This window comes from Curtobacterium sp. 24E2 (assembly GCF_016925595.1).
GTDB lineage: Bacteria > Actinomycetota > Actinomycetes > Actinomycetales > Microbacteriaceae > Curtobacterium.
Window position 1 is genome coordinate 2,388,187 of the sequence record NZ_CP068987.1, and the last position, 19,044, is coordinate 2,407,230.

Annotated in this window: 13 protein-coding genes and 4 pseudogenes; 12 read left to right on the forward strand and 5 right to left on the reverse strand. The window is 70.7% G+C overall.

Annotated features, from left to right (window positions below):
• Positions 1 to 26: 26 nt before the first annotated feature.
• Positions 27 to 1,504 (reverse strand): annotated as a pseudogene (locus JN350_RS11775) (leucyl aminopeptidase).
• A 75-nt stretch (positions 1,505 to 1,579) separates the two neighbouring features.
• On the opposite strand from JN350_RS11775, the gene JN350_RS11780 reads away from it, so the two are divergent.
• The 6 genes from JN350_RS11780 to JN350_RS11805 all read left to right on the forward strand — a co-directional run bounded on the left by JN350_RS11780 (position 1,580) and on the right by JN350_RS11805 (position 8,048).
• The gene (locus tag JN350_RS11780; protein WP_205462328.1) at positions 1,580 to 2,509 is read left to right on the forward strand and encodes a proteasome assembly chaperone family protein; all 930 of its coding nucleotides are present in this window, start codon (positions 1,580 to 1,582) and stop codon (positions 2,507 to 2,509) included.
• Positions 2,510 to 2,665: 156 nt separating this feature from the next.
• Positions 2,666 to 3,985, forward strand: a complete 1,320-nt coding sequence (locus tag JN350_RS11785) for an MFS transporter (protein ID WP_205462329.1) — start codon at positions 2,666 to 2,668, stop codon at positions 3,983 to 3,985.
• Between the two features lie 193 nt (positions 3,986 to 4,178).
• Positions 4,179 to 5,429 (forward strand): RNA polymerase sigma factor, encoded by a 1,251-nt coding sequence (locus JN350_RS11790; protein ID WP_205462330.1) that lies wholly within the window; start codon positions 4,179 to 4,181, stop codon positions 5,427 to 5,429.
• Positions 5,430 to 5,522: 93 nt separating this feature from the next.
• Positions 5,523 to 6,692: a MurT ligase domain-containing protein gene (locus JN350_RS11795; RefSeq protein WP_205462331.1), complete on the forward strand. Its 1,170-nt coding sequence runs from the start codon at positions 5,523 to 5,525 to the stop codon at positions 6,690 to 6,692.
• Positions 6,689 to 7,462, forward strand: coding sequence for a hypothetical protein (locus tag JN350_RS11800; RefSeq protein ID WP_205462332.1), 774 nt, complete (start codon positions 6,689 to 6,691; stop codon positions 7,460 to 7,462). Before JN350_RS11795 ends, JN350_RS11800 begins: the two co-directional genes overlap by 4 nt.
• Before the next feature lie 127 nt (positions 7,463 to 7,589).
• Complete coding sequence (locus JN350_RS11805) at positions 7,590 to 8,048, forward strand: hypothetical protein (RefSeq protein ID WP_205462333.1); 459 nt, start codon at positions 7,590 to 7,592, stop codon at positions 8,046 to 8,048.
• 78 nt (positions 8,049 to 8,126) lie between these two features.
• Here the strand turns inward: JN350_RS11805 and JN350_RS11810 are convergent, their stop codons facing one another.
• The gene (locus JN350_RS11810; protein WP_071255055.1) at positions 8,127 to 8,351 is read right to left on the reverse strand and encodes a DUF7455 domain-containing protein; all 225 of its coding nucleotides are present in this window, start codon (positions 8,349 to 8,351) and stop codon (positions 8,127 to 8,129) included.
• Positions 8,352 to 8,519: 168 nt separating this feature from the next.
• Here JN350_RS11810 and JN350_RS11815 point away from each other — a divergent pair, with 168 nt between their 5' ends.
• Positions 8,520 to 10,646, forward strand: coding sequence for a DNA gyrase/topoisomerase IV subunit B (locus JN350_RS11815; RefSeq protein ID WP_205462334.1), 2,127 nt, complete (start codon positions 8,520 to 8,522; stop codon positions 10,644 to 10,646).
• Between the two features lie 293 nt (positions 10,647 to 10,939).
• On the opposite strand, the pseudogene JN350_RS11820 reads toward JN350_RS11815, so the two are convergent.
• Positions 10,940 to 13,423 (reverse strand): annotated as a pseudogene (locus JN350_RS11820) (DNA gyrase/topoisomerase IV subunit A).
• A gap of 26 nt (positions 13,424 to 13,449) precedes the next feature.
• Between JN350_RS11820 and JN350_RS11825 the strand changes: the two are divergent.
• Positions 13,450 to 14,616 (forward strand): alkaline phosphatase family protein, encoded by a 1,167-nt coding sequence (locus JN350_RS11825; RefSeq protein WP_205462335.1) that lies wholly within the window; start codon positions 13,450 to 13,452, stop codon positions 14,614 to 14,616.
• Positions 14,617 to 14,661: 45 nt separating this feature from the next.
• Here the strand turns inward: JN350_RS11825 and sepH are convergent, their stop codons facing one another.
• Entirely contained in the window at positions 14,662 to 15,771 is a 1,110-nt protein-coding gene (gene sepH / locus JN350_RS11830) for a septation protein SepH (RefSeq protein ID WP_205462336.1), read from the reverse strand.
• A 191-nt stretch (positions 15,772 to 15,962) separates the two neighbouring features.
• Here sepH and JN350_RS11835 point away from each other — a divergent pair.
• Positions 15,963 to 16,261 (forward strand): annotated as a pseudogene (locus JN350_RS11835) (DUF4193 domain-containing protein).
• A gap of 127 nt (positions 16,262 to 16,388) precedes the next feature.
• Here the strand turns inward: JN350_RS11835 and JN350_RS20915 are convergent.
• Positions 16,389 to 17,008, reverse strand: a pseudogene (locus JN350_RS20915) (DUF3093 domain-containing protein).
• Between JN350_RS20915 and dut the strand changes: the two are divergent.
• From dut to JN350_RS11855, 3 genes are read left to right on the forward strand one after another with little or no spacing between them, the layout of a single operon-like run.
• Complete coding sequence (dut, locus tag JN350_RS11845; RefSeq protein WP_194647983.1) at positions 16,889 to 17,377, forward strand: dUTP diphosphatase; 489 nt, start codon at positions 16,889 to 16,891, stop codon at positions 17,375 to 17,377. The pseudogene JN350_RS20915 and the gene dut sit on opposite strands and share 120 nt — an antisense overlap.
• Entirely contained in the window at positions 17,374 to 18,111 is a 738-nt protein-coding gene (locus JN350_RS11850; protein WP_240347288.1) for a DUF3710 domain-containing protein, read from the forward strand. The genes dut and JN350_RS11850 overlap by 4 nt, the downstream gene beginning before the upstream one ends.
• 25 nt (positions 18,112 to 18,136) lie before the next feature.
• The gene (locus tag JN350_RS11855; RefSeq protein ID WP_205462337.1) at positions 18,137 to 18,928 is read left to right on the forward strand and encodes a DUF3159 domain-containing protein; all 792 of its coding nucleotides are present in this window, start codon (positions 18,137 to 18,139) and stop codon (positions 18,926 to 18,928) included.
• The last annotated feature ends 116 nt before the right edge of the window (positions 18,929 to 19,044 follow it).

A 19,044-nucleotide genomic window follows, 5' to 3' on the forward strand; every position in this document is an offset into this window, starting at 1 on the left:
GCCCCGTCCCACCGGTACCAAACCTACTACTCGGACTGGAGGTCTTCTGCGAGCGCGATGAGCGTGCGGACCATCACACCCGTCGCGCCCTTGCCGAGCCACCCGTAGCCGCCGCCCTTGTGCTCGGACGGACCGGCGATGTCGAGGTGCGCCCACGGGATGCCCTCGCCGACGAAGCGCTCCAGGAACTTGCCGGCGAGCAGCATGCCGCCGGCCGGGTTGCCGACCGTGGCGTTGACCATGTCGGCGACGTCGCTGGCGAGCCGGGCGTCGAGTTCCTCGGGCAGGGGCATCGGCCAGATCGGCTCCGACACGCCCTCGGCCACGGCGCGGACCTTCGCGACGAGGTCGTCGCTGCCCATCAGGCCGGTGGTGCGGTCGCCGAGCGCGACGACCTGCGCGCCGGTCAGGGTCGCGACGTCGATGATCGCGTCGGGCTGCTCGAGCGAGGCGGCGGCCATACCGTCGCCGAGCACCAGCCGGCCCTCGGCGTCGGTGTTCGTGACCTCGACGGTCTTGCCGTTCTTGAGGGTGAGGACGTCACCCGGGCGGGTCGCCGTGCCCGACGGCATGTTCTCAGCGAGCGCGAGCCAGGCGGTGACGCGCACGTCGAGGCCCAGGCGTGCGGCGGCGACGGTCGCGGCGAGCACCGTGGCGGCGCCGGTCATGTCGGTCTTCATGCCGAGCATCGACGCCGCCGGCTTGAGCGAGAGCCCGCCCGAGTCGAACGTGATGCCCTTGCCGACGAGGGCGAGGTGCTTCGTGGCGGACTCCGGCGCGTAGCGGACGACGACCAGGCGCGGCGGACGTGCCGAACCACGGCCGACCCCGAGGATGCCGCCGAAGCCCTGCTCCTCGAGCGCCTGCTCGTCGAGGACCTCGACGGTGAGGGCAGGCCCTCTGCCTGCGCGCGGGCGACGTCGGCGACGTCGGCGGGGCCGAGGTCGCCGGCGGCGGTGTTCACGAGGTCGCGGACGAGCGAGGCGGCGTCGGCCACGATCCCAGGCCGGACAGCGGCGTCCGTCGCGGCGGACGGCGCGAGCACCGTCACGCGCTGGTCGCCACGCGTCGGCCCGGTCGTGCCGGCCCCCTTGTGCCGCGTGAAGGCGTAGGCGCCGAGTGCAGCACCTTCGAGTGCGGCCTCGACGAGCACGTCGGTGTCGGTCGGCAGCGCGAGGGCGATCGACGCGGCGTGCGGCAGCTGGCGGACGGCACTGCCGGCAGCCGAGCGGTAGGCGGCGGAGTCGGTCCCTGCGCCGAGCCCGATGAGCGCGATGCTCGCGGCGTCGACGCCGACGCCCGGGATGCGCACGAGCTGGTCCTTGGCGCCCGTCGCGCCGATCGCCGCGAGGTCGAGGTCGTCGAGCGCCGAGAACGGTGTCGTGGCCGGCTGGGCGATCGTCGCGGGGGCACCGTCGGCGCCGGGCCGGACGCCGACCACGAGGACGTCGGCGGAGATCGAGGAGGGGGCGGAGGAGTCGGTGGAGAGCGTCGGTCGGACCATGCTCCAACCCTATCCACGCACTGTTCGCTGTCGGCGTGGCCGTCCCGCGCGGGGGCGTCGGTGGCCCCGCCTAGCATGGGGACGGTGAACCACCCCGAGGAGCTCTACACGTTCGACGAGGCCGCCCCGACCGTCCCGGCCGGGCTGCACCTGGTCGCCGGGCTCACCGGCTTCGCGGACGCCGGTTCGGCCGTTGCCCAGGTCACGACCTCGGTGCTCGACGACCTCGACACCCAGCTCGTCGCCGAGTTCGACCCCGACGTGCTGCTCGACTGGCGTGCTCGCCGGCCCGTCATCACCTTCGAGCACGACCACATCGCCGCCGTCGAGCCGCCCCGGCTGGCGCTGCACCTCGTGCGCGACGAGATCGGCCAGCCGTTCCTGTTCCTGTCCGGGTACGAGCCGGACTTCCAGTGGAACCGGTTCGTGGACGCCGTCACCGGTCTCGCCGCCCGGCTCCAGGTCGCGGACACCACCTGGGTGCAGTCGATCCCGATGCCGGTCCCGCACACCCGCCCGATCAGCCTGACCGTCTCCGGCACCCGCGCCGACCTCGTCGAGCAGATGAGCGTCTGGAAGCCCGAGACCCAGGCGCCGGCGAACGTCCTGCACCTCGTCGAGCACCGGCTCGCATCCACCGGCGCGCAGGTCACCGGGCTCGTCCTGCTCGTCCCGCACTACCTGTCGGACACCGAGTTCCCGGACGCGGCCGTCGCCGCCCTGTCCGGCATCGCTGCGGCCACCGGCCTCATCTTCCCGACGGACGCCCTGCGCGAAGCGGGTCGCGAGTTCCTCACCCGGGTCGAGGAGCAGGTCGCCGGCAACGCCGAGCTGCAGCGACTCGTCGGTGTGCTCGAGGAACGGCACGACACGTACATGGAGGGCAACCCGGTCGCGTCGCCGCTCACGGACGTCGACGGCGAAGTGCCGACCGCGGACGCGATCGCGGCCGAGCTCGAGCGCTTCCTGGCCGACCGCCGCACCCAGGGTGACGGCGGCGAGTAGCCGGGTCGGGCCCTGAACGGTCCGGAACGGCCGACGGGAGGCCCGGTGCGGGCCCGCCCCGCGCCTCCCGTCGGTCGTCCGGTCGCGACCAGGACGTCACCCGGGTCGGCGACACACGTCGCGTATCCGGCTCCGCCGGATCGGTAGCCTGTCCGGGTGAACTCCCGTCGCGCCTACCTGATCTGGGGCATCGCGGTGCTCGCCTACGTCCTCGCGGTCGTGCAGCGGTCCTCGCTGGGAGTGTCCGGGGTGGACGCGCAGGACCGCTTCGCCGTCTCAGCGGCGGTGCTGTCGACACTCGCGGTCGTGCAGATCGCCGTGTACGCCGGACTCCAGATCCCGGTGGGGGTCGCGCTCGACCGGGTGGGGCCGCGCAAGCTCGTCCTGCTCGGCGCCGCGCTGCTCGTGGTCGGGCAGGCCGTGGTGGCCTTCTCGCCGACGATCGGCCCGGCGATCGCGGGTCGCGTGCTCGTGGGTGCCGGCGACGCGATGACCTTCATCTCGGTGATCCGTCTGGTGCCGATGTGGTTCAGCGGCCGGATCCTGCCGCAGATCTCGCAGTGGACGGGCAACCTCGGGCAGATCGGCCAGATCCTGTCGGCGTTCCCGTTCGCGGTGCTCCTGCACGCCGCGGGCTGGACGCCCGCGTTCGGGGTGGCCGCTGCCGCCAGTGCCGTCGGGCTCGTCCTGGCGTTCGTCTTCGTCCGCAACGGCCCCGTGGTCGTGCGGACCGGAACGATCCCGCTGCCGCACTCGTGGGGCGCCGCGTTCCGGACGTTCGGGCACGCGTTGCGTCGACCGGGCACGCAGCTCGGGTTCTGGTCCCACTACGTGACGCAGTCGTCCGGCACGGTGTTCTCGCTGCTGTGGGGCGTCCCCATGCTCCGCGGGCTCGGGTACAGCCCCGCCGAGGCCGCCGGCTTCCTGACGATCATCGTCGCCGTGGGCTTCGTGGCCGGGCCGGTGCTCGGGCTGTTGTGTGCGCGGTTCCCGATGCGCCGCTCGAACCTCGTGCTCGGCGTGGTCGTGCTGCTCGCCGTGGTGTGGACCGCGATCCTGCTCTGGCCCGGCCACCCGCCGACGTGGCTGCTCGTGCTGCTCGTCGTGGCGATGGGCATCGGCGGCCCCGGTTCGCTGATCGGGTTCGACTTCGCCCGGACGTTCAACCCCGTCGGTTCCCTGGGGTCCGCGAACGGCGTCGTCAACGTCGGCGGCTTCCTGGCGGCGTTCGTGATGATGTACCTGATCGGGCTGCTGCTCGACGTGGTGTCCCGCGTCACCGGCGAGACCGTCTTCGCCTGGGACAACTTCCGGGTGGCCCTCACGGTGCAGTACCTGGTGGTCGGGTTCGGCGTCGCGATGCTCCTGCACGCTCGGCGCCGGACTCGGCGGGTGCTCCACGCGGAGGAGGGAATACGCGTCGGACCGCTCTGGGTTGCACTCGTTGCGCGCCTGCGGAAGCGGCACGTGCAATAATGATCACGGACCCACTCAGGACCCCCATCCTGTCGGTGCACTTCGGAGCGCCGATCAGCACGGGGGACTTGACATGGGTCTTAGTGCTGCCCGGAACGGTAGGACTCGACGACGCGGGGGACTGCGGCTCGGGCCCTGGGCGGCGAGGGAGGCCACGACCCCACGAACGTGGCACGACGAGAGAGGTGATCGCATGGCTGCCCGGAGCACGACGATCGATCCCACGAAGGACACTCAGCCCGAGGGTGCTGTGGCAGAGGACGCCACGGACACCGAGGGAACCGATGCGCCGAAGAAGCGCGCCACCAAGGCCCCCGCCAAGAAGGCCCCGGCCAAGAAGGCCGCCCCGAAGGCGAAGAAGGTCGACCCCGTCGACGAGGCGAACGAAGCCACCGACGAGCCGACCGAGGACGTCGAGGACACCGACGACAAGGCGATCAAGCCCGACGCCGCCGCTGCGGTCGCCGCTGGCGCGCTCGTCATCTCGCAGACCGACGACGACGAAGCCCCGGTCTACTCGACGACCATCACGGGTGCGACCGCCGACCCGGTGAAGGACTACCTCAAGCAGATCGGCAAGGTCGCCCTGCTCAACGCCGAGCAGGAGGTCGAGCTCGCGATGCGCATCGAGGCCGGCCTGTTCGCCGAGGACAAGCTGCAGCACTCGACCGGCCTCACCAAGCCGGCCGAGCGCGAGCTGCGCTGGGTCGCCCGCGACGGTCAGCGTGCCAAGTCGCACCTGCTCGGCGCGAACCTCCGCCTCGTGGTGTCGCTCGCCAAGCGCTACACCGGCCGTGGCATGCAGTTCCTGGACCTCATCCAGGAGGGCAACCTGGGCCTCATCCGTGCGGTCGAGAAGTTCGACTACACCAAGGGCTTCAAGTTCTCCACCTACGCGACGTGGTGGATCCGCCAGGCGATCACCCGCGCCATGGCCGACCAGGCCCGGACCATCCGCATCCCGGTGCACATGGTCGAGGTCATCAACAAGCTCGCCCGCGTCCAGCGTCAGATGCTGCAGGACCTCGGTCGCGAACCCACTCCGGAAGAGCTCGCACGCGAGCTCGACATGACCCCGGAGAAGGTCGTCGAGGTGCAGAAGTACGGCCGCGAGCCGATCTCCCTGCACACGCCCCTGGGCGAGGACGGCGACTCCGAGTTCGGCGACCTCATCGAGGACACCGAGGCGGTCGTGCCGGCCGACGCCGTGGGCTTCACGATGCTGCAGAAGCAGCTCGAGAGCCTGCTCGACTCCCTGTCCGAGCGCGAGGCGGGCGTCATCCGCATGCGCTTCGGCCTCGGTGACGGCCAGCCGAAGACCCTCGACCAGATCGGTGACACGTTCGGCGTGACGCGTGAGCGCATCCGTCAGATCGAGTCCAAGACGATGGCGAAGCTCCGCCACCCGTCGCGGTCGCAGTCGCTGCGCGACTACCTCGAGTAGGCCGATGCGGTTCTTCATCCCGATCCTGATCGGGCGGATCCTCCGTGCCCTCGCGCGAGCGCGGGGCGGGGGTCCGCGTACCCCGGCTACATCGTGCTCAAGCTCGTGCCGGACTTCTTGCAGCACGTGACGAAGCAGTTCCCGAACGGCGTCGTCTTCGTGCTCGGGTCGAACGGCAAGTCGACGACGACGCACATGATCTCGGACATCGTCCGGGCGCACGGGCTCCGCGTCTTCACGAACCCCTCGGGCGCCAACCTGCCGCAGGGCATCGCGTCGGCGCTGCTGTCCGAGGTCTCCCTGACCGGTCGCCTGAAGGCGGACATCGGCATCCTCGAGGTCGACGAGGCCTTCGCGGTCGAGCTCGCCGGCATCCTGTCGCCGTCCACGGTGACGATGCTCAACGTGCAGGTCGATCAGCTGTACCGGTTCTTCGAGACCGAGCGCGTCGCCGACATGATGCTCGACACCGCGGCACTGTCCACGGCGAACGTCATCACGAACCGCGACGACCAGTTCCTCGACGCCTACGTGGCGCGGACCGGCCAGCGGGTGTTGCGCTTCGGTGCGAGCGCCGAGGTCGTCGCCGCGGCACCGAACGGCCTGCAGAACGCCGACGACTTCGATCGGCAGGACGCCCAGCCGAACGCGGCTGAATCCGAGGTCGTCGTGAACACCGGTGACGGTGCGACGATCCGCTTCGACGGTGCCGACATCGCGGTGCGCCTGCCCGCACGCGGCCTGCACTACGCGGTCGACGCTGCTGCTGCCACCGCCACGGCGAGCGCGGCCCTCGGCACGCAGTTCCGCGCCGACGCCGTCACGAAGGCCTTCGGCACGATGAAGCCGGCGTACGGCCGCGGCGAGCGACTCCCGATCGCCGGCGAGTCCGCCGAGTTCACGATGTTCAAGAACGCCGCGAGCCTCCAGCTCAACCTCGACGCACTGCCGGACCGCCCCGAGCAGGTCCTCATGGCGATCGACGAGGGCACGCCGGACATCTCGTGGATCTACGACATCGACTTCTCGAAGCTCGACCACGTCGACGTCGTGTCCGGTGACAAGGCATGGCAGATCGCGATCGCCCTCGAGCACGCCGGTGTCCGCATCGGTCGGGTCGAACCCGACGTCGAGGCCGCGATCAAGCACATGGAGCAGCTCGGGTCGACGACCAGCGGCACGAAGAACTTCATCGTCAACTACGAGATCATGATGATCGCCCGCAAGGCCCTTGGCCACCCGGACATGGAGAAGACCGCATGACGGCCGACCGGCTGACCATCCTGCACGTCTACCCCCGGCAGATGGGCGTCTCGGGGGACCGCGGCAACGTCGCTGCCCTCGTCCGCCGTGCCGCCGCAGCCGGCCTCGACACCGAGGTGCTCGAGTACGCGCCCGGCGACGACCTGCCCACCGCGGCTGACGTCGTCGTCATCGGCAACGGACCGCTCAGCGCGATGCGCTCGCTCGGTGCCGACGTCGCCCGCATCGCCGTTCCGCTCCGTTCCTTCGCGAGCGACGGCGTGCCGGTCGTCGCGGTCGGTGGTGGGTTCGACCTGGCGACGAACGAGGTCGTCCCCACCGAGGGTGCTCCGCTCGCCGGGTTCGGCGTGTTCGACGCCCGAGCCGTTCGCGGTGCCGAACGGCGGGTCAACTACTTCGTGCTCGAGACCCGGTACCCGCTGCTCCCCGGGGCACCCAAGCGGCTCGCCGGCTTCGAGGACCACGCCACCACGATCGAGCTCGCGGCCGGGGCCACCCCGTTCGCCGACGTGGTGTCCGGCGGCGGCAACCAGGCTGGAGCCCCGGTCGAGGGTGCGATCGTCGGTACGTCGTTCGGCACGCACACGCAGGGTCCGATCCTGCCGCTCAACCCGCAGCTGACCGACGGTGTGCTCGCCGCAGCAGCCGCTCGGCTGGGCCGTGAGTACGCGCCGGATCCCGAGCGGACAGCGACCATCGACCGCTACGCACGCGAAGCGCGCGCGACGGTCGACCGCTACGTCGACAAGGCGTTCAAGCGCATCGCGTGACGCACGAAGGAGAAGGCCGGGTTCCGATGGGACCCGGCCTTCGTCGTCTCCGATGCGTGGCAACTGTTGCCAGAACAGATCAGTCGTGTGCGGGATGTGAAATGTTGGGAGTCGACAAAGGAGGATCATGCACACCAGCAAATCCGTCCTCGCCCTGGTCGGCGCACTCGTCGTGGCAATCACCACTGCCGGGGCCGTCGTCCAGACAGCTCCTGCTGAGGCCGCGACGCCGCGCATCAGTGCGGCCTGCAGTTCGGTGCCGACGACCACGACCGAGTTCGACGGGGTTCCGGGGACCATCTTCTACAAGCGGCTCCAGTGCCTCGGCAGCATGGCCGGGTACTACGGCTACAAGGGGCCGATTGACGGGATCATGGGTCCGAACTCCTGGACGGGTGTCTCCGAGCAGCTCGCAAAGGGCGGGTACTTTCGTGCAGGCGACCTCCACAACTGGCAGAGCCGCGAGATCATCCGGGCACTGCAGCGATGGGCGGCCGCCCACGGCCGCTACAGCGGCCCCATCGACGGTGTCTGGGGGCCGAACAGCTACCGCGGCGCCGCCTGGGCGCTGAACCGCGCGTTCTGAGACGGGCAACGGACAGACGGGAGGCCCGGTGCCAGCTGGCACCGGGCCCCCGTCTTGCTGTGCTCGCGCCTTCGCGCGCTACTTCGACTCGTAGAGTCGGCTGCTCTCGTCGTGCCACTCGATGGCGGTCGCCGCGAGCTTGTCCTTGAACTCGGCGCCGTGGTGCGCGCAGAAGAAGAGCTCGCCGCTCGACATGGTGGCTCGGATGTAGGCCTGCGCTCCGCAGCTGTCGCAACGGTCGGCGGCGGTCAGCTGGTGGTTGCTGACTTCGTCGATGGAGGGGTCCTGCACGGTCTGGGTCATTGCTGTGCTCCTCACGGATCGCAGGTGGTGCCGGGTGGTTGCACCATTTCAACACGTGATGCCTGAGAACGATGCATTGTGCAGCGCTGTTTCGCTGAGCGCGGATCGGTTGTCCCCAGTGCGAGTGTCCCCGCCGAGGGTGTCGGTGCCGCTCGGTAGCATCGAACGGTGAGCTCCGACTACTCCGCACGCCATCTCTCCGTCCTCGAAGGGCTCGAGGCGGTCCGGAAGCGTCCGGGGATGTACATCGGCTCGACCGATTCCCGTGGGCTCATGCACTGCCTGTGGGAGATCATCGACAACTCCGTCGACGAAGCCCTGGCGGGGCACGGTGACGAGATCGGCGTCGTGCTGCACGCCGACGGGTCGGTGGAGGTCCGCGACACCGCCCGCGGCATCCCGGTGGACGTCGAGCCGAAGACCGGTCTGACCGGGGTCGAGGTCGTGTTCACCAAGCTGCACGCCGGTGGCAAGTTCGGTTCCGGCTCCTACGCGGCCTCCGGTGGTCTGCACGGCGTCGGCGCTTCGGTGGTCAACGCCCTGTCCGAGCGCCTCGACGTCGAGGTCGACCGTGGCGGCAAGACCTACGCCATGTCCTTCCACCGCGGCGAGCCCGGCACGTTCGACGACACGAAGGGTATCGGTCCGGACGCCCCGTTCAGCCCCTTCACCTCGGGCAGTGAGCTGCGGGTCGTCGGCAAGGTGAAGAAGGGCGTCACTGGTTCCCGGATCCGGTACTGGGCAGACCGGCAGATCTTCACCGCCGATGCGCGGTTCAGCACCGACGACCTGGTCACCCGGGCACGGCAGACGGCGTTCCTCGTGCCCGGGCTCGGCATCACGATCACCGACGAGCGCGTGACCTCGATCGAGGCCGCCGTCGCGCGTGCCGAGGCGACGGGGACCGCCGTCGAGGCCGGTCCGGTCGTCGAGCGCTTCCGCTACGAGGGCGGCATCGGCGAGTTCGTCGAGCACCTCGCGGCCGACACCGCCGTCACCGACGTCTGGCGCGTGCAGGGCACCGGGACCTTCACCGAGACCGTCCCGATGCTCGACGACAAGGGCCACATGGTGTCCACCTCGGTCGAGCGCTCCTGCGAGGTGGACCTCGCGCTGCGGTGGGGCGACGGCTACGAGACGGTGTTCCGCAGCTTCGTCAACATCATCGCCACGCCGAAGGGCGGCACGCACCAGGCCGGCTTCGAGTCCGGTCTGGTCAAGGCCGTCCGTGCGCAGGTGGAGGCGAACGCCCGCAAGCTCAAGGTCGGGCAGGACAAGCTCGACAAGGACGACGTGCTCGCCGGCATGACCGCCGTGCTGACCGTGCGACTGCCCGAGCCGCAGTTCGAGGGGCAGACGAAGGAGATCCTCGGCACGCCGGCGGTCCGCAAGATCGTCGACCAGGTCGTGTCGAAGCGCATCACCGAGATCCTGACGTCGACGCAGCGCGCCGAGAAGGCCCAGGCCGCGACGCTGCTCGAGAAGGTCGTCGCGGAGATGAAGACCCGCATCTCGGCCCGCGCCCACAAGGAGACGCAGCGCCGGAAGAACGCGCTCGAGAACTCCTCGTTGCCGACGAAGCTCGCCGACTGCCGGTCGCAGGAGACCGAGGGCACCGAGCTCTTCATCGTCGAGGGGGACTCGGCCCTGGGGACCGCGAAGCTCGCACGCAACAGCGAGTACCAGGCGCTGCTGCCGATCCGCGGCAAGATCCTCAACGTGCAGAAGGCGTCCGTGTCGGACATGCTGTCGAACGTCGAGTGCGCGTCGATCATCCAGGTCATCGGCGCCGGTTCCGGCCGGACGTTCGAGATCGACCAGGCGCGCTACGGCAAGGTCATCATCATGTCGGACGCCGACGTCGACGGTGCCCACATCCGCACGTTGCTGCTCACCCTGTTCTTCCGCTACATGCGACCGATGATCGAGCAGGGCCGGGTGTTCGCCGCCGTGCCGCCGCTGCACCGGGTCGTCGTGGTGAACCGCGGCAAGCCGAACGACACGCTCTACACGTACTCCGAGCAGGAACTGCAGACCGTGCTGAAGAAGCTCGAGAAGACCGGCAAGAAGTACCAGGAGCCGATCCAGCGCTACAAGGGTCTGGGTGAGATGGACGCCGACCAGCTCGCCGAGACCACGATGGACCGCGCGCACCGGACCCTGCGGCGGGTGAACATCACGCACGCCGAGAGCGCGGCGAAGGTGTTCGAACTGCTCATGGGGAACGACGTGGCCCCGCGCAAGGAGTTCATCCTGGCTGGCGAGGGTCTGGACCGCGACCGCATCGACGCGTAGCGCGCCGGTCCCGCCCGGGTCTCGGCGGCGCTGGCCCGAGTCTCGTGGTGAGCGACTCGTCTCGGGCAGCGCGCTCCGAGTTCGGTCGCTCAGGCCGAGTCTCGGTCCCGCGGCGAGCCACCGCGCGCGGCACCGTGCGCCAGCGTGCGCGCTCCGTGGTCCGTGCCGCCAGAGCGACACCGTGCCGCCACCGTGCGCGGTCCGTGCCGCCGACGCGACAGTGTCCCGCGAACTGTTCGCGTGACACTGTCGTTTTCGCGAGAACAGACGCCGGAGCGGAACCTCGCCGCGCGCTACGCGTCGCCAGCGGTGCCGTCGAGCGCCGCGGCACTGCCACCGATCGAGCCGATGACGGCCTCGAGCGGTGCACCGGACCCGTCACGCTTCGACAGCCAGTCGGGCAGGGTGCGCGCGGCGCCGTCCGTGCCGACCGCGTGCGGGGAGCGATGCCCGCCCAGCCCACGGTGAGCCCGTCCTCGCCCTTCAGGAACGCGTGCGCCCGGACACCCTGGGTCGCCCGGCCCTTGGCGGGGAACTCGGACAGCGCGGAGACCTTGGCGCGACCGGAGTCCGTGCCGGGCAGTGCCGTCGAGGTCGTGGACACCGTGGCGACCACGGCGTCGTCGGACCGGGCGACGGACCCGAACCAGATCACCGAGGACCCGGATGCCAGCGCCATGCCCGCGACACCGCCGGCTGGCAACCCCTGGGCACGGACGCCGGACGCGGGGAAGCGCAGGAGCTGGGCGTTCGAGCTGATGAACACCAGGTCGTCGGACTCGGGCGCCTGAGCGGCGCCGACCACCGCGTCGCCGGGCTTCAGGCCGATCGCGATGAACTCGGGCTTGTCCGGCCAGGCTCCGGGCACGACGCGCTTCACGACGCCCTGTGCGGTGCCGATCGCCAGCGAGTCCTCGGAGGCGCCGGACAGGTCGACGAGCGCCACGACGGTCTCACCCTTCGTCAGGGTGAGGAAGTCGGTGACCCGCACGCCGGCGTCGAGCCGGACCGCGGCCGGCGGCACCGCCGGGACGTCGACGGGGAGAGCCGCAGCACCCGCCCGGTCGAGGTCAGCGCGCCGACCTGGCCCCGGACGGTGCTCACCACGGCGGAGCGGACGGCGTCGTGCTTGGAGCGCTTCGGCACGCGGACGATGCTGAGCTCCGACGTCGGGATGTCGACGCGGATGAGCCGTCCGGTGGTCGAGAGCAGCACGCGGCACGGCGAGTCGGCGACCTGGAGCGACTCCGGGTCGACCGCGGCCTTGCGACCGCCCTTGACGGGGGCGTCGGCCTCCGTGAGCAGCGTGCGGCGGGGGTGGCGAACTTGTCGGAGACCTCGGTGAGCTCGAGCGCGACCTGGGCACGGAGCCGTTCGTCGGACGCCAGGAGTTCCTCGAGCGCGGCGATGTCGGCGAGCAACTGGTCGCGCTCGGCCTCGAGCTCCATGCGCGAGAACTTCGTCAGGCGTCGGAGCCGCAGTTCGAGGATGTACTCGGCCTGGACCTCGGACAGGTCGAAGACGTCACGGAGCCGGCTCCGTGCCGCCTCGGAGTCGTCCGAGGTGCGGATGACCTGGATGACCTCGTCGATGTCGAGGATCGCGATGAGCAGTCCCTCGACCAGGTGCAGCCGCTCGCGACGACGCGCGAGCCGGTACTCCGACCGCCGGGTGACGACCGACAGGCGGTGCTGCACGTAGACGTCGAGCAGTTCGCGCAGCCCGAGCGTGCGCGGCGACCCGCCGACGAGCGCGACGTTGTTGATGCCGAAGCCGTCCTCGAGCGGGGTGTGCTTGTACAGCTGCTCGAGCACCGCGGTGGGGTTGAAGCCGCTCTTGATGCCGATCACGAGCCGGAGCCCGTGGTTGCGGTCGGTCAGGTCGTTGACGTCCGAGATGCCGACGAGCTTCTTGGACTGGACGCCGTCCTTGATCTTCTCGATGACGCGCTCGGGGCCGACGAGGTACGGCAGTTCGGTGACGACGAGTCCGACCTTGCGCGGGGTGAGGTTCTCGACGCTCACCTTCGACCGGGTGCGGAACGTGCCGCGGCCGGTGGCGTAGGCGTCGCGGACCCCGGAGAGCCCGACGATGGTGCCACCGGAGGGCAGGTCCGGCCCCGGGACGAACTCCATGAGCTCCTCGAGGGTGGCCTGCGGGTTCATCAGCAGGTGCTTCGCGGCCTCGACCACCTCGCCCAGGTTGTGCGGCGCCATGTTCGTCGCCATGCCGACCGCGATGCCGGACGCGCCGTTGACGAGCAGGTTCGGGAACGCCGCGGGCAGGACGCCGGGCTGCATGATCTGGTTGTCGTAGTTCGGGACGAAGTCCACGACGTCCTCGCCGAGGCCCTCGGTCATCGCCATCGACGGTTCGGCCAGACGGGCTTCGGTGTACCGGGCCGCAGCAGGACCGTCGTCGAGCGACCCGAAGTTGCCGTGGCCGTCGATCAGCGGTACGCGCATCGTGAACGGCTGCGCCATCCGCACCAGGGCGTCGTAGATCGCGCCGTCGCCGTGCGGGTGCAGCTTGCCCATCACCTCGCCGGTGACGCGGGCGCTCTTGACGTGCCCGCGGTCGGGCCGCAGGCCCATCTCGGCCATCTGGTACAGGATGCGCCGCTGGACGGGCTTCAGGCCGTCGCGCGCATCGGGCAGCGCCCGCGAGTAGATGACGGAGTACGCGTACTCGAGGAAGGAGCCCTGCATCTCCTCGGAGACGTCGACGTCCTCGATGCGCTCACCGTCGGGCAGGCCGACTGCGTCCGTGCGTGCCATGGCACCTTTCTGGAAGACTCGTTGGAATGGGAACAAGCGTACCGACGGCCCCCGACGCCGCCGCCAACCTCGCCGACGTCTTCCCGAGTTGCCTCGTGGCCCTCGGGGCTGCGGACGGCGCGTGGTCGCGTGACCACGGCCTGGAGGCCCGGATCGCCCTCCGTCCCGCCCGTTCCGCGATCGTCGTCCTGGTCGACGGCCTCGGGAGCGCCGCGCTGTCGGCTCGCGCCGGGCACGCCCGCTGGCTCACGGCCGCGAAGGGGTCCGGCACCGCGAAGAGGCTGCGCAGCGGGTTCCCGACCACGACGGCCGCGGCACTGAGCACCCTGACCACCGGACGGTCGCCCGGCACGCACGGCGTCGTCGGGTACAGCGGCTGGAACCCGGACACCGCTGCCGTGATGAACCTGCTCGGCGGGTGGGACACCGAGGTGCCCGCGGACTGGTTCCTCACCGAGACGCTCTTCACCCGCGCCGCGGAGCTCGGCGTCGACCCCGTCGTCGTCGGCCCCGACCGGTACCGGGCGTCGGGCATGACCGCGAACGTGCTCGGCGGCGCGCGGTACGTGTCGGCGGACACGATCCCGGAGCGCATCGACGCCGCTCTGGCCGAGACCGCCACCGGTCGGTCGCTCGTGTACCTGTACGTGCCGGAGCTCGACTCGATCGGCCACAAGTCCGGGTGGCAGTCCGACCGGTGGACGGCGACGCTCGAGCTGCTCGACGGCGAGCTCACCCGCCTCGACGCCCGCGGTGCGCCGGACGTGGGCGTCCTCGTCACCGCGGACCACGGTGTGCTCGACGTGCCCGACCACGCGAACATCGCCATCGACCCGCTCCTGCTGACGGACGTCGTCGGGGTGGCCGGCGATCCGCGGTGCCGCCAGTTCACGGTGGCGCCGGGCACCGACGTGCGCGGGCTGGTCGGGGCGTTCCGGGCGCGCTACGGCAAGAAGGCGTACGTCGCCAGCCGCGACGAGGCGATCGCCGCCGGGTGGTTCGGTGCGGTCTCGCCGCAGGTGGTCCCGCGCATCGGCGACGTGATCGTCGTGGCACGCGGGTCGTGGGCGTTCAACGACGACCGCGAGCTGCGTGACGGCGAGGTGCCGAAGCGCATGATCGGTCAGCACGGTGCGATGACCGACGAGGAGACGTTCGTCCCGCTGCGGCTCGCCGGGGCGTTCGCGCAGTAGTCGGCGGCGACCGACCACGCGGTCAGCGCCAGCCGGACGGTCGGCTCAGGCCGGGTCCTCCGGGCGCGTGCCGAAGACGATCTCGTCCCAGCTCGGCATCGACCGGCGGTTGCGCTTCTTGCGCTCCGCACGGCCCTCGGCTTCGGGCGCCGATGCCGGACGGGCGTCGGCGGACGGCGGGACGGTGTCGCCCTCGGACTCGTCCTCGAACCCCTGCAGCGGGATGTCGACGACGCTGATCGAGGTGCCGCGGGCCGGCTCGTCGCGCTGCTCGCCGAACGAGGCGGCCTCGCGCTCCCCACGGCGTCGGCGGAGCGCCTCGAGCAGGTCGGCGGTCTCGTTGCCGGGTGCGCGCTCCTCGACGGCCGCCTGGCCGATGCGGGGCAGCGGTGCACGGAGCGGGGCGCGGTCGGGGACGTCGGGGTTCGTGACGGCCTCGTCCTCTTCCTCGACGCGGAAGGCACCGGAGTCGAAGCGGGTGCCGTCGTCGTCCTGCTGCTCGTACTCCACGGCGCGCAGGCGGGGCGCGATGCCCTCGTCGTCGGTGTGCGAGAGCCGGTGCGCGTCGCCGTTGTCCGGCACGAGCGTCGCGGTCTTCGGGTCGAAGCGCCACTGGGCGTCGTGCTCGACCTCGGCCGCGGTGTAGTGGACCCGGACCTGCCAGCCGCTCTCCGGGTGCTTCCACGAGCCCCAGCTGATCGCGGTGGCCTCGCCGGCCTCGAGCTTCGCGGTGATCGCTGCGCCGAAGGTGTCGGGGGCCTCGTCGTCGACCGGGGTCACCGGGACGCGGTGCGAGGCGTCGAGGACGAACGCACGCTCGGCGAGCACCGGGCCCTCGAAGCGTCGGACGTACTCGACGTCGACGTCGAGCGCGGCCGCGACGTCGGCGGCGTCGGCACCACCACGGATGCGTGCCTGGACGTCCTTGGGGAGACCCGCTTCTGCGGACCGGCGTCGGGGTTGGCCTGCCGGACCTGCCCCGGCAGCGAGGACGTGACGGGCAACCGGAACTCGGTACCGCCGTCGGTCGCCAGGAGTAGTGCGCCTGCCTCGACTCCGATGACTCTCACGTCTTGCATGGTCCAGCCTTCCCAGCGTCGCGTACGGTCGTGCGTCGTACCCCGTGAGTATGCAGTGGTCGCGGACGGTTTCCACGGAGGCGCACGGGCGTGCCGCGGAGTCTGCGCACCAGCGGCGCTGGGTGTCGGGAATGTCCCGATCCGGTCACGGGTTGCAGCGCCGTGACGACCCGCCGCAGATCTCGGTTTGCACTCTGGCGGGACGTAGTGCAAACTGTCGCCGCCGATCACCCGGCGACGACCTCTCGATACGAGAAATGGATGGGCATGGCCACCGATTACGACGCCCCCGGAAGACCGATGACAACTCCGATTCGGAGTCGATCGAGGCCCTCAAGGAGCGCGTTCCCGACAAGATGTCGGGGGTCGTCGACGATGATTCGGACAACCCCGGCAGCTTCGAACTCGCCGGGCAGGACCTGAGCGACGTCGACCTCGACGTCGTGGTGCTGCCCCCGCAGGTCGATGAGTTCACCTGCGTCGAGTGCTTCCTCGTGAAGCACCGCTCCCAGCTCGACCACGAGTCGAAGCTCGGGCCGGTCTGCGCGGAATGCGCAGCGCTGTAGCGAGCACCGTCGCAGCGCTGTAGACGCACCGATCACCGAAGGCCCCGCATCCTCCAGGATGCGGGGCCTTCGTCGTGCGGTGCGGGGCGGACGCGGGCCGGGCCTCCCGGTCGCCCGCCGTGGTCCGTCAGGACCGGAGCGCCTCGACCACCTTGGTGGGCTGCCGGACGCTGACCAGCCAGTAGGGCGTCGGGTCGGCGTCGTCGCGGACCTCGACCTTGACGACCCCGCGCACGTAGCCCCGGAAGAGCGTCCACGCTCGGGCGTCGAGCTTCGGGCCGCGCTGCGTGGTCGCCTCGGCCCCCTCGAACGCCTCGACGCTGCCGACAAGTGCGCGGGGAGGTGCGCCTTGCCGGCGCGGAACTCGCTGTCCGTGACCTCGATGGTGGGTGCGAGAGCCCACAGGAGCACGAGGACGCCGAGCTCCATGCCGATCGCCACGAGCACACCGGCGAGCACGCTGATGGGCAGGAACACGAGCAGGGTGGCGGGGATGACGAGCGCCGTCGCCAGGTACAGGGCGGGCGGGGCCCAGAGTCGTTCGCGGTACAGGGTCACGGGTCCATTCGACCACGACTCGGGGCAGGTCACGGTCGGGTCACGTCTCTGCACTACCCTCGACACGTGATGGAACCAGTCGACGTCCTCTGGACCGGGGAGAACCGCCCCGGACACGCCCACCCCGGTGACGCCGGTGCCGACCTCGTCTCGACCGAGGCCTTCGTGCTGCAGCCGGGCGAGCGCCACCTGGCCGCGACCGGGCTGCGGATCGCGCTCCCCGAGGGGTACGCCGCGTTCGTGGTCCCGCGCAGCGGGCTCGCCGCCAAGCACGGCATCACCATCGTCAACAGCCCGGGCACGGTCGACTCCGGGTACCGCGGCGAGATCAAGGTCTCGCTGCTCAACACCGACCGGTCCGAACCGTACGAGGTGCACGTGGGTGACCGCATCGCACAGCTGATCGTCATGCCCGTGCCGCGGGTGACGTACACGCGTGTCGAGGAACTCCCCGACAGCGTCCGGGGCCAGGGCGGCTTCGGCTCGTCCGGCTACGGTGACCGGAGCGGTGCCGTGACCGGCGCCGCCGATGATGTTCAGGAAGGAACGCGCGCATGAAGTTCGGTCGACGCAAGCGTGACGAGGTCGAGGCCGCCGAGGTCGAGGTGGCCGAGGCCGTCGCCGATGAGGTCGAGATCGCGGACACGACCCCCGAGGTCGACATCGCGACGGACGCCGACGCAGACCTCGACGAGGTCGACGGGGTCGCCCCGACGGACAAGTCCGCACCCGAGGACCGCGCCGAGAACGGCCCGCACGACGAGACCGAGGCGAACCTTGTCCGTCCGTACGTCGACCTGGGCGGCGTGAAGGTCCTGCCGCGCGAGGGCCTGCACCTGCGCCTCGAGGTCGAGGAGGGCTCGCAGCGCGTCGTCGCGGTCGGGCTCGACTACGACGACTCCACGCTGCAGGTCCAGCCGTTCGCCGCACCCCGCTCGACGGGTCTGTGGCACGAGATCCGCGCACAGATCGCCGAGCAGATCGAGCGCCAGGGCGGTGTCGTGACCGAGGTCGACGGCCCGTTCGGCCCCGAGCTCCGCGCGTCCGTGCCGGTCGCGGTCGACGGGGACGGTGGCACCGCCGGCGTCCGTCCGGCCCGCTTCGTCGGCGTCGACGGCCCGCGTTGGTTCCTGCGCGGCGTGATCGCCGGCAAGGCCGCCGAGCAGCCCGACGACGCGAGCGAGATCGAGGAGCTGTTCCGCAGCGTCGTCGTCGTGCGCGGCACGACGCCGATGCCGCCGCGCGACCTCATCCCGCTGCACATGCCGAAGTCGACGCAGACCGCGATCTGACGACCTGACCCGCCCTGGAGGCACGGTGCCGGAACACGACGACACCCACCGACCCGAGACGGCCGGGTCCGAAGCCGTGCCCGCGTCCGCTGGAACACCTGACGCTGCATCGGCTGCGCCGTCGTTCTCCGCACAGTTCCGCGACGCGGTGCAGAACGCGGGCATCGCCCGCGTCGCCCCTGGCGAGGCGCCCTCCGGGCGCGCGCTGCTCGGAGCGGTCGGCGGGATCCGCGGCCTCGCCGAGTCGGTGCTGCCCGGGTTCGCGTTCCTCGTCGTCTACGCGATCACGAAGGAGCTCGTGCCGAGTGTGGTGATCCCGGTCGTCGTCGGCCTGGTGTTCGTCGTACTCCGCCTGGTGCAGCGACAGTCGCTGACGATGTCCTTCGCGGGCATCCTCGGCGTCGCGGTGTCGGCCGGCCTCGCACTCATCACCGGACGCGCCGAGAGCAACTTCATCCCGGGGATCATCATCAACTCGGTGTGGTTGGTCGGGCTCCTGGTCTCCCTCGCCGTCCGCTGGCCGCTCATCGGTCTGGTCGTCGGGTTCCTGCTGCCGGCGAACGAGGACGGCTCGCACGTCGACTGGCGCGCCGACCCGGTCAAGCGCCGCGTGCTGACGGTCGCCACCTGGATCTGGGTCGGGCTCTTCGCGCTCCGCCTGGCCGTCGAGGTGCCGCTGTACCTCACCGCGCAGGTCGAGTTGCTCGCCGGCCTCAAGCTCATCCTCGGCGTCCCGCTCTACGCCGCCGTGCTGTGGGTCACGTGGTTGCTGGTCCGCACCGTGTTCGTGCGGAGGGACGACGCCGCCGCGGTGTAGAGTTGTCTCGACATCAAGAGACTTTCTCGTCCGGCGTTCCGACGTCAGCGGGATTAGGTTTGCCTTGCTGGTGGGACGGACCACGGCCCGCGATGATGAGGGCAAACCGATCAGTA